Genomic DNA, 10,561 nt, shown 5'->3' with positions numbered 1-10,561 from the left:
CCATATGATGAACGGGAAGTTAAAACCAGCATACAATGTCCAGATTGCGGTGGAGAATTACTTTATTGTCCACGGATATGTAAGCAATGACCGGACAGACTATCATACTCTGATTCCTGTTTTAGAAAAGCACAGGAAAACGTTTGGAAATACGTTGGAGGCAGTGACTGCTGACAGCGGCTACTGCAGTGAAAAGAACCTGCTGTATTTGAAAGAGAACGGGATCCGGAGTTATATCAAGCTTCAGGAAAATGAGAAGCGTAAGACACGGGCATGCAAAGAACAGGATGGCTACACCCAGACCGTGGAGGTATATGGCTGTGCGGACTGCAGCGGCTGTGAGCATAAATCGAAATGTCTTTATAAATACAATGCAGAAAAGAAGCCGGACTGCAATAAAGTCATGAAGATCAATGAGAGATGGGAAGAACTGCGTGAAGAGTCACATACAAATATCCAGAGTGAAGAAGGGAGCCTGAAACGTCAGACCCGTTCAATCCAGACAGGGGGACACTTTGGAGATATCAAGGAGAATGAAAACTTCCGGCGTTTTACCTACCGATCAGAGGAAAACGTATATAAAGAGTTCATGTTGTATGCGATAGGCAGGAATATGATGAAATACCACCGACTTTTACACCATGAAATCAAAAAATATGAAGGGAAAAAGGAGCAGAAAACCGCTTAGAAGACAGGGCGCTCCGTAAAAACCAAACAAGGGGGTTTGCGCCCTGAAATAGGAGCAAGAAAAAGGAAGAGACAGTCTCATAGAGAATTTTGCCTTAGAAAAGGCCCGAATTCTCTGGGATTGTCTCTTTCTATCATGGGCTCTTTGTCAATAGTTGGGGTGGGATTTGTTAAAATCCCGCCCCAATTCCATGAAAAGGGCCCTTTTTATGTTTAGTTCCAGATTTTACTGATTTTGGGTATGCCAAATAAGCCTCCGCATTACCGACCTTTTTATCCTATAATGTACAGTGAAGTATCCGGGGTCGGAACCGTTTGAAATTCCGGATTCCGTAGCTGCTCCATTTTAATACCTTTATCTTGTTGTTAAATCCTTCTGTGTGACCATTTGTCGTAAGAGCTAAGTATCAGGGTGTCCCCAATAGATTTGCCCTGACACCAGCCACTGATGTCAGGGTTGGTAGCTTGTTGCTCTGATTTATTGCTACATGCTATCCTCGCTTTTTCGCTCCATGGCGCAAGATTCGCGAGTTCGGCATCGCTTGTATCGGTACTTGGGCGACTATCCAGCAGGTACTTCAAATAGCTGTATGGATGAAGTCTGTGAGATTTCGCCATTTCTACCATGCTATAAACCACCATGCTTGCATTGTCTCCAGCCGGACTGTAACTGAACAACCAGTTCTTGCGTCCCAGGGTCACCGGTCTGATCGAGTTTTCCGATGGATTGTTGCTCAGGCTGCACCGTCCGTCTTCGGGATATATCATCAACGTGTCTTTTCGATTTCGGATATAAGTCACTGCACGATCCATATGGCTGCCCTTTTCCGGCCTCTGTGCATCCAGCCAGCGGATAAAACCTTCCACTACCGGTTTTTCATCTTTCAGGCAACGCTTGTATATCTGGGTATAGGACAGCCCTTTTGCTTTATAGCCCCTCTCGTATTAGAACAGCTTGTTACAATACAGGACACCCTGGACTGCCGGATGGCTGTAGTCCTTATCATGACCGTTTGGAATGGCCTCGATCAGATATCTCCGGATATGTGCATAACAGCAGCACCGGCGTATCTTCTTTAGCTTGTTATAGCCACTGTATCCATCCACCATCACATACGTGCCGTCATCGATTCTTTCCAGAAAGCCGACCGCATTTCCTCCTGCCCTGGTCTCTGTGTAGTGATACAGGATGATAGGCGGCAGCCGGTCTTCTCCGGAACGCATCAGCCAGACGTAGGACTTGCTCTGGGGCCGGCGGTCTGGTTCCTTTAACACCTGGATGGGTGCTTCGTCTGCCATAAGATAGTGTCTTTTCAACAGCTGTCTGTGAAAGTAGTCATACACCGGCTGCAGATAATCCTGTGCTCAGGTGATGATCCAGCCGGCCATCGTGGTCCGGCTGATGCTGACACCAAGAAGTTCAAAGCCTTTTTCCTGTCGGTACAGAGGGAGCGCATCTGCATATTTCTCGTACATGATGTGGGACACCAGTGAGGAAGACGCATAGCTGCCAGGGATCAATGCAGGGACTCCTTCATCTTTGATAAACTGTGGATCTTCTGTTTCTTTGCAGACGGGGCAACCATATGTGGTCGCGATATAGATGACACGTTCCAGCTTCGCCCGGGTATACCGGATCTCGGTCCGGATCTCTTCGTGACCGATCGGGACCATCCGGCTCTTACACAACGGACAGTGCTTTTGCTCCTCGGTCAGGGTATCCACCTCCACACGGCAGACTGGGAGATCAGCAAACATCTCGTCATAACTCGCTTTGGGCTTACGTTTCTTCTTACCGGTATTCGGTTCAATGAATTCCGGTTCGATGAGTTCCTCCTCGGATACAGTCTCCGAAAACAGGTTCATCTGCCCGGGAAGATCATTCCGTTTCTCGCTGGAACTGCCAAAAAGTTTCTGCTTGAAATACTCGAGCTGCGCCTGCAGATTTGCAATGATCCGGTCCTTTTCGTCATCCCTGGCATTGCGTTCTTCCAGAATCCGCTGCAGAGACAGGATCAGGTCGTTCTGGGTACGGATGGTCGTATTCAGTGATCGTATCCTTCAGTTCTCTGAACTGGATATCCTTAGAGCTGGGTGCCATGGACTTGCCACTCCTTTTCTTATTACTGGTATTTTGCCAGAAATCATGAAAAAAAGCGAATCCTGCCAGAGCGCAGTCTCGTCATAATGACGGTGGATAACTTTCCAGGATTTTTGGATCAGCACCAGAAAACGAGCTTTCAGCCACAGGATAAGCCTTTGGATCTGCGACATATCAGGCTAAACTGTGGATTCCTGAGAACTTATCCGCAAACTTCCAAAACACGGATTTGTTATCCACGATCCCGGATGAGAAACAGCTCGAAAAATTCAGCAATTTCACAACGGATCATTGTCAGGACTGGATCGCTTTAGGCTGTTCGATATCAAGCCCGCTGAGCAGCCAGTCCAGCTGACGCCAGGTGATGGCCTGAGCTTCTGAGCTTTTTCGTGGCCAACGATAACGTCCCTGCGTGACGCTCAGCCTTTTATAAAGGAGAACGTATCCATCTGGTTCGTGGAGCAGGATCTTGATCCGGTCACATTGTTTCCCACAGAACAGTAACAGGGAGGGCTGGTTTGGGTCCATAGAAAGTTTATCCCGAATAATGCTGCAGAGACCATCGATGGACTTTCGCATATCAGTCGTGCCGCAGACGATGAAAATGTTGTTGGCCACAGAAATATCGCCTAGCATACGTAGCCTTTCACGAGGCTGAGAATCCGGTCCAGCATGGCAGGTTCCGCACCATTGGAAATGCGGATGGTCGCCCGGCCAAGAGATATTTCTATCATGGCGGCAAGTGGAGCCTGGTGTTGCGGCATTTCTTGAATCGGACCGTCAGACAGAAAGCCGCCAGGATTGCTGTCTGTTTTGGGAATAAGGTTCAGCTTGACCACTTCCTGCACAGCAGGAGGACTAGTGTGAAAGAAAGCAACTTGAGCCAAAATCGTGAAATAGACACAAAAAATAGGATCACATAATGAACCGCATTGAAGAGTATTTCCACCTAAGTAGAGAGGCGCACCTGCACATCAATAAACAAACGGGTGGGTGCATCTGATACTGATGCCGGGATTCCTTTATAATCAAGTCTATTGTAACACGAAAACTTGGAGGTGTGAATCACTTTCATTACTATTTGTGCCGCCAACTGAAGGGCGGCGGAATGGAGATTAAGATGTTCCCTGGAAACCGAGACCGGTATATCATGGCAGGCCTTCTTCCTCAGGCGTCTTACCCAGTTGTAAAAAGTGCCCGGATGTATCCCATGATCTTTGCACCACTGGTAATCCGTGAGGCCGTTGCTCCGGCATTCCATGATCAGTTGATACTGCTGGTCGGCTGGTACTCTGGCATTGTAAGTAGACATTGTTTAAAACACCTCCATAATTATATAGTAAAATGCCAGCATCTATCATAATAATTCATGAATTGTGGAGCAAAATGCTTGCATCTAGCTATGCTCATTATGAAGGAATTTGTGGTATGGCGCAATCCACCCTAATACTTTGCGCTTACCATTTGTCAGCCCGTATTTAAAGGAATTCAGGATTTCTTTTCGCCAGGCCCTGTAGGTCTTAGCACAGGCCTCAAATTCCCTCTGCTGCTGGCGATACGCTTCCATCTAGCAGATATCATAGAACCACTCTTTCATGTGGTGTGCCAGACGCAGATCCTCGCTATAGTGAAGCATTAAATTACAGGCCTGTTTGTTCACATTCTATAGCGGGTCAGAATGAGATTCCGGTTGCGTTTATAATACTTACGCAGAGAAAACAGAATTGACCGCTACAGCCGTTTGTGTACGTTTTTAATCGCCCATGTCACCTGCAGGATGAGATGATATTTATCTACGCTGATGGTTGCGTTTGGAAAGAAGGTCTGTGCAAGTTCGGTGTAGGGGCGACATATATCGCAGACGAAGAACCTTATCTTTAGGCGTTCTTTCCTGGGAATGTTCCGCCAATAATCATCCAGATGGCTCTGGGTCCGATCCGGGAGAATGTCGAGGAGCCGGCGCTTTTTTTGATCCATAAGAATGTACTAAAACTTTACTGGTGGAAGAATTACCTTTGAATTCGTCAATGGAGAGTGATCGTGGGAGATGGTCAGGAGGAGGGGCGTGTATGGTGTCCAGGAGATGGTAGACCGTCTGAGCGGCAACATCGGTAAGTTCTGCAATTTGTTTCACGGAAAAGGTCTGACGAATCAAGGAAACGATGTAGAATGAAAGTCTGGGTGTCCTGCGGTGACAGATAGGCAGGAACGAAGAGGGGGCTGTAAAACGTTTGTGGCAGGAAGGGAAGAAATTTCATATAGCAGTTCAGAAAACAATGTAAAAGATGTCCACGGTTTGCCGCCTGTACAACCGATATGGGTACAGTAAGGATTAATGCCAGCGCCTATTACCCATCTTTTTATCGGAATAATCAGAAAGTGGGAACCAGTGATTATCTAAGAATCATGCGGAGAAGACAGATATGGGAGTAAGGGACATTTGCTGTTCTAAAAAGAGAACGCAAACTGAATAAAAGTAAACTCTGTATAGTGAGTACCTTTCAATTGCAGTTGAAGTCTGGGATAATAGGTCCATAATTCTAAAAATAATTAACAAGTTTAGAACTCAACTTTTTTGACTCATGGGTAGTGTTAAAAGATTTATGAAAAAATCATTCCTCTTACCATCCTCTTGAACCATCATATTTATTCTGCGCAAATCCCTGTAAAGCTTGCAATTAACGGGTTTTCAGCCTGGATTTGGCAGGGATTCACAAGCACAATAACTGGTCATCAAAAGAACGTACGGGGGTGGGGAGGGGGTGGGGGTAAATCCGCCCGGATCAATTGCTTTTATTGGAGGCAAGCCGATTTGAGTAGCTAAATACTTGACACTACCAACTCATGTCAGGAGATTGAGTTATGAAATCTCAAACAGGTTTAGTTGCAGAGTATGTCCATTTGAAACAGTGGGCAGAACATTCTTTTGCTGAATGGACCGTTCTGATGTCGCTTTCAAAAAACGAGTATGTGCCTATTGAACCCAATATGGCTGCGGTATTGCATAGCCCAAATGGTTTTAATACTGAAATTTCAAATCTTGCTTTTTCGGAATTCATCTGGAATATAATAAGGGAATTGTCTTATGCTGAAACGTACTGCCGGATTCAAAAAAGTCTATCTTGTCACCGGTTTCACAGATTTAAGGTGGACACAGATTGGGGAGTGCTATTATCCGCTTTCGTGTTAAGCTGGCTCCCTATGACTAGAACATTTTGTTCTTGTTCTGTGGAAGAATAACAGGACGGTCACAGGACTTCTGATCCGAATAGTTGGATAATCAGGAGACAGATCTCTGCTCCTCTATAAAAGAATTGAAAAGGGTGATCTGAGCTGGCCGCGTTCCTTCTGCGATGTACTGGATATTTCCGAAGCGTAATACGGAATTTTGATGCAGGGGATGGAGATTGTTTCTAAACATCCTGTCAGGAAGATTGAGCATCCATCCTACGCCATGTGATTTGCGTAGTTCGTAGAATTAAAAAGTAAAAACATGCGGGATTTCAATACACCCTCATATTTTTCAACGCATATAATTTGCCATTTTTACGCATCTTCCAGTATGTTAATTATATCAATGCCTCTACTTAAAAGAAATGTTACTGAAGCTCTACTGCCTAAAGGAAATGGTTTTTACATTAGGCTTGGAAAATAAATTCAATATCTGTACATCCTCACAGTTTCATTTATGATGGTGCCAGGTGTGCAGTATATGGAATGTTTATATAAAACTTCAGTTCACATCCTTACAAAAATAATTATTGATTTAAGAGAGTTTTAGAAATAAAAATAAAAGTTATGGAATAAATCAACAAATTATAGAGGATATATGACAGATGATTTGTATGAATAAGTGAATATTTTGAAAGAACATTTAATATAATGGCGAAGTGTTGAAAATAAATTAAAAATTAAATATATTTATAAAAGATTATTTTATAATATTTGCTTTACAATATTAGGCAATATGCCAAAGGAAGGAGAAAGGGAAAAAATGAAAAAGAAACTGTTTTCTTTGATTTTTGCAGCGTCTATAAGTATGGCTCTTCTAGCAGGCTGCGGCGGTGGACAGGAGGCTGCAACAGGAACAGAGATAAAAGCAGAAGGAGGTACTGAAGCAATGCCTGCGGGCGAGGCAGGAGTGCTTTACTCTAATGGAGGACCTACAGAGTTCTTTGAAACCCCTTGGTTAAATCCGGGAACTTATATGTATAATAAAACTTTATATGCTCGTTTACTGCTTGCAGACGAGAATTTATCTCCTATATCCGGTGAGGGAGAGCTGGCTTCCAGCTATGAAATGGCAGAAGATGGTTCTTATTTAAAATTCACCTTAAGAGATGGGATAACCTGGCATGATGGGGCGCCGATTACAGCAGAAGAAATTCAATGGAATATTGAGTATGCGTTAAAGACAACCGTATTAAACTCCGTATTTCGCTCCGCTTTTGAAGCCATAGAAGGCTCTGGCGCTTATTTAGATGGAAGTGCGGAACATATTTCCGGTATTGTAGTTGACGGAAATACGATTACGTTAAACTTCGATAGGGTAGCTCCTGATGCATTGCTGGTATTTACACAATTTGCGCCATTGCCGAAAAAATATCTGGCAGATGTGGATCCTGTGAGCCTGCAGCAGGCAGAGTACTTCCAGCATCCGATTGGTTCCGGCCCTTTTAAAGTGGAGGAGGTGCAGATGGGAAATTATACAATATTGGCACCTTTTGAAGGATACTACGATGGAGTGGCAAACTACAAAATCCACTTAAATCCCAGCGCCGGAGATTCGGATCCGAACTTTGTTACAAATGCAAAAGCTGGAAAGCTGGATTATGCATACACAAAAAACATTGCTGACGTGCAGGCACTAGAAGGGCAGTCAGGTATTACATTGGATAAAGTGGATGTACGTTATACAAGGCTTTTCTATGTGAATAAATTCCCTAACGCAGATGGAACTCCAGGTGCTCTTTCGGATATTAGAGTACGCCAGGCGATTGCTTATGCAATTGATATGGCCGCTATCTGTGAAGGTGTTATGAATGGGGCAGGCGTTCCTGCCAATAGTTTAACCCCTGACGGATCGGATAAGGTGGATGGATTAAATAATTACGATTACAATCCTGAGAAAGCAAAACAGCTATTAGCGGAAGTGGGCTGGGATTCTAATAGAGAGATTAAAGTAGTTTACTACTATACAGATCAGGCAACTCAGGATTTAATGGCAGTTATCCAGCAGTATCTTGCGGAAGTTGGAATTAAGATGAATGCAAGTCTGGTAGAGGGAGACCTTGCAACAATCCTTTGGAAAGCGCCGGAGGATCCAGTCAATGGACCTAGAGCGGTAGACTGGGATATGTGTTATGCGGCAAATGCGGCGCTGTCCTTACATGAGTACTATGACAGATACGCAACCGGCTACTCTATTAATTCACACACGCCTGGCGATCCAAAGCTGGATGAATTAATTGCTGCAACAAATGCTTCTGCAGATGCGGAGGTACAGAAAAAGGCGTTTTTTGAATTGCAGAAATACGAAAACGAAACATTATTTGAAATCCCATTATATTACCAGCCAATCTATTTGTTACATAGTGATAGAGTAGAAGGAATTGAGGCGATTGGTAATCCACAGTTTAATTTTAACTGGGGAGTTCAGAACTGGGTTGTAAAGTAAGATAAACAATTCAATTTGTTTTATATACGTGTAAGGATGGGGAGTGTGTCTTAAAAGTCGCTTTAGAAGCAAAATCATACCATATGCATTGTATCTCACTGTTATACAATTTCTGCATGGCATGATTTCTGAATGAAAATGACTTTTGAGAAACTCTCTTTCTTTATGAGAATGGGACGAATCAGAAAGGAAGGCTAAACATGCTTAAGTATACAGTGAAAAAAATCCTGGGAATGATTCCGATGCTGCTGATTATTACCTTTATCATCTATTGGCTGTTAGATTTGACGCCAGGAGATCCTACCTCTTATTTAATGGATCCGGAATCCCTAGCCCGGTTAACGAATGAACAAATGGCAGCTTTAAGGGCACAGTATGGATTAGATGATCCCTTTGTTATAAGATATTTTAAGTGGTTGTTCCGAATTTTACAGGGAGATTTTGGTTATAGTACCTCCAGCGGAGTTCCGGTTATTCAAATTATGGCGCAAAGACTTCCTGCTACGCTGGAGCTGGCGGTGGCGGCCTTATTGATTTCTACCGTTCTTGGAAGTATTCTGGGAGTGTTAGGCGCTATTTATAAAGGAAGCATTGGAGACAATGTTCTGACTGTGGCAGGTATGATTGGAGTTTCGATTCCCCAGTTTTTCTTTGGCGTATGCGCTATTTTAATCTTTGCTTTGAATTTAGGATGGCTGCCGGTTGGAGGGCGTACGGATGCCAATGCAGTAACCTTTTTAGATCGCGCGAAATACATGGTATTACCAGCTCTTGTGCTGGGAGTTTCTATGACTGCGGGTGTAATGCGATATGCCAGAAGCAGTATGCTGGATACGATGAATAAAGATTACATAAAAACCGCAAGAAGTAAAGGCCTGCCGGAATGGAGGGTAAATCTGATACATGGATTCAGGGTGTCTCTGACTCCTGTAATTGTATTAATTGGTTTCCGGCTGCCAACGCTGATCGCAGGTTCTGTAGTAATTGAAACAGTATTTCAGTGGCCTGGAATAGGAAGTGCGTTTAATAGTGCAGTACGTTCTCAAAACTATAACCTGGTTATGATGTTAGCCCTGCTTTTTGTATTTATGACCTTGTTTGCCAGTACCTTTGTTGATATCATGACGGCGATGCTGGATCCAAGGGTGAAGCTGAACGGATAGGAGGTGATAAACGTGTCAAAACAATCCAGATTGAATCGCAAGTTTGATAGAATAAAAAGACTGGAGGAGTCCGGTGAATTAAAAAGAAGGAAACAGGGGAATCGGGCCTTAAGAAAGTTTCTGAATAACCGCCTGGCTATCGTGGGAGGAGCTATTTTTTTGGTTATTTTGTTAAGCTGTATTTTTGCTCCCTTTCTGGCCTCCTATTCTCCAACGGCAGTAGATATGAAGGCTATTTTAAAGATGCCTTCAGGAAATCACCTTTTTGGAACGGATAAATTAGGAAGAGATGTATTTGCCAGAGTTCTGTACGGAGGACGTATGTCCATCGCTATCGGCTTTGGGAGTGCTCTTGGCTGTGCTGTTATTGGAGTTCTGGCAGGATGTTACAGCGGCTACAGGGGCGGGAGGTTTGACCAGCTCATGGTTCGGATTTCGGAGATTTTTATGTCCATTCCGCAGCTTATTCTGGTTCTGATGCTGGTATCAATCTTAGGGCAGAGCGCAAAGAATATTGTAATTATATTTATAATTTGCGGCTGGGGTTCATCCTTCCGTATGGCAAGATCCCAGGTGCTGTCTATCCGTGAGGAGGAATATGTTCAGTCTTTAAAGGTTTTTGGGCTGAATCCATTTGTTATCTGTTATAAGCATATCCTGCCAAATGCCTTAAGTCCGATTATAGTAAATGTGACCTTAAGTACGGCTATGTTTATTCTTGAAGAGGCGGCGCTGAGCTTTTTAGGTCTGGGCGTTCCCCTGGAGGTTCCTACCTGGGGAAATATTTTAAATGCTGCCCAGGATTTATATACGTTAGAAAATAGTTGGTGGCTGTGGCTTCCAACGGGTATTGTGGTTTCTCTCTTCGTTATGAGTATTAACTTTTTAGGTGATGGAATCCGGGATACAACCGATCCCACGCAGCAGGGTTAG

Annotated in this window: 7 protein-coding genes and 3 pseudogenes; 5 read left to right on the top strand and 5 right to left on the bottom strand. The window is 43.9% G+C overall.

Annotation, left to right across the window (positions count from 1 at the left end; all coding sequences use genetic code 11):
* A partial coding sequence (locus HMPREF9469_RS27835; protein WP_007870372.1) for a transposase occupies nucleotides 1–688 on the top strand: 688 nt, incomplete at its 5' end.
* A gap of 277 nt (nucleotides 689–965) precedes the next feature.
* Here the strand turns inward: HMPREF9469_RS27835 and HMPREF9469_RS31655 are convergent.
* The 5 genes and pseudogenes from HMPREF9469_RS31655 to HMPREF9469_RS34205 all read right to left on the bottom strand — a co-directional run.
* Nucleotides 966–1,079 (bottom strand): annotated as a pseudogene (locus HMPREF9469_RS31655) (transposase); the annotation flags it as partial.
* Nucleotides 1,054–2,631, bottom strand: a pseudogene (gene tnpC, locus HMPREF9469_RS31650) (IS66 family transposase). The pseudogenes HMPREF9469_RS31655 and tnpC, both read right to left, overlap by 26 nt.
* A gap of 451 nt (nucleotides 2,632–3,082) precedes the next feature.
* On the bottom strand, nucleotides 3,083–3,406 hold the full coding sequence (tnpB, locus tag HMPREF9469_RS27825) for an IS66 family insertion sequence element accessory protein TnpB (protein ID WP_157140352.1): 324 nt from the start codon (nucleotides 3,404–3,406) through the stop codon (nucleotides 3,083–3,085).
* Nucleotides 3,407–3,737: 331 nt separating this feature from the next.
* Nucleotides 3,738–4,100 carry an IS66 family insertion sequence element accessory protein TnpA gene (tnpA, locus tag HMPREF9469_RS32210; protein WP_007870369.1) on the bottom strand — a complete coding sequence of 121 codons (363 nt, stop codon included), beginning with the start codon at nucleotides 4,098–4,100 and terminating at the stop codon, nucleotides 3,738–3,740.
* A gap of 147 nt (nucleotides 4,101–4,247) precedes the next feature.
* A pseudogene (locus HMPREF9469_RS34205) lies at nucleotides 4,248–5,033 on the bottom strand (transposase); the annotation flags it as partial.
* A gap of 617 nt (nucleotides 5,034–5,650) precedes the next feature.
* On the opposite strand from HMPREF9469_RS34205, the gene HMPREF9469_RS27815 reads away from it, so the two are divergent.
* From HMPREF9469_RS27815 to HMPREF9469_RS27800, 4 genes are all read left to right on the top strand, one after another.
* The gene (locus HMPREF9469_RS27815) at nucleotides 5,651–6,028 is read left to right on the top strand and encodes a hypothetical protein (RefSeq protein WP_007870367.1); all 378 of its coding nucleotides are present in this window, start codon (nucleotides 5,651–5,653) and stop codon (nucleotides 6,026–6,028) included.
* Between the two features lie 754 nt (nucleotides 6,029–6,782).
* Nucleotides 6,783–8,465: an ABC transporter substrate-binding protein gene (locus HMPREF9469_RS27810; protein ID WP_007870365.1), complete on the top strand. Its 1,683-nt coding sequence runs from the start codon at nucleotides 6,783–6,785 to the stop codon at nucleotides 8,463–8,465.
* A 200-nt stretch (nucleotides 8,466–8,665) separates the two neighbouring features.
* The gene (locus HMPREF9469_RS27805) at nucleotides 8,666–9,628 is read left to right on the top strand and encodes an ABC transporter permease (RefSeq protein ID WP_007870362.1); all 963 of its coding nucleotides are present in this window, start codon (nucleotides 8,666–8,668) and stop codon (nucleotides 9,626–9,628) included.
* A gap of 12 nt (nucleotides 9,629–9,640) precedes the next feature.
* Nucleotides 9,641–10,561: an ABC transporter permease gene (locus tag HMPREF9469_RS27800; RefSeq protein ID WP_007870359.1), complete on the top strand. Its 921-nt coding sequence runs from the start codon at nucleotides 9,641–9,643 to the stop codon at nucleotides 10,559–10,561.

The sequence above is a fragment of the [Clostridium] citroniae WAL-17108 genome (genome assembly GCF_000233455.1).
In the GTDB taxonomy this organism is placed as follows: domain Bacteria; phylum Bacillota; class Clostridia; order Lachnospirales; family Lachnospiraceae; genus Enterocloster; species Enterocloster citroniae.
This window is presented reverse-complemented; position numbering and strand designations above follow the sequence as displayed.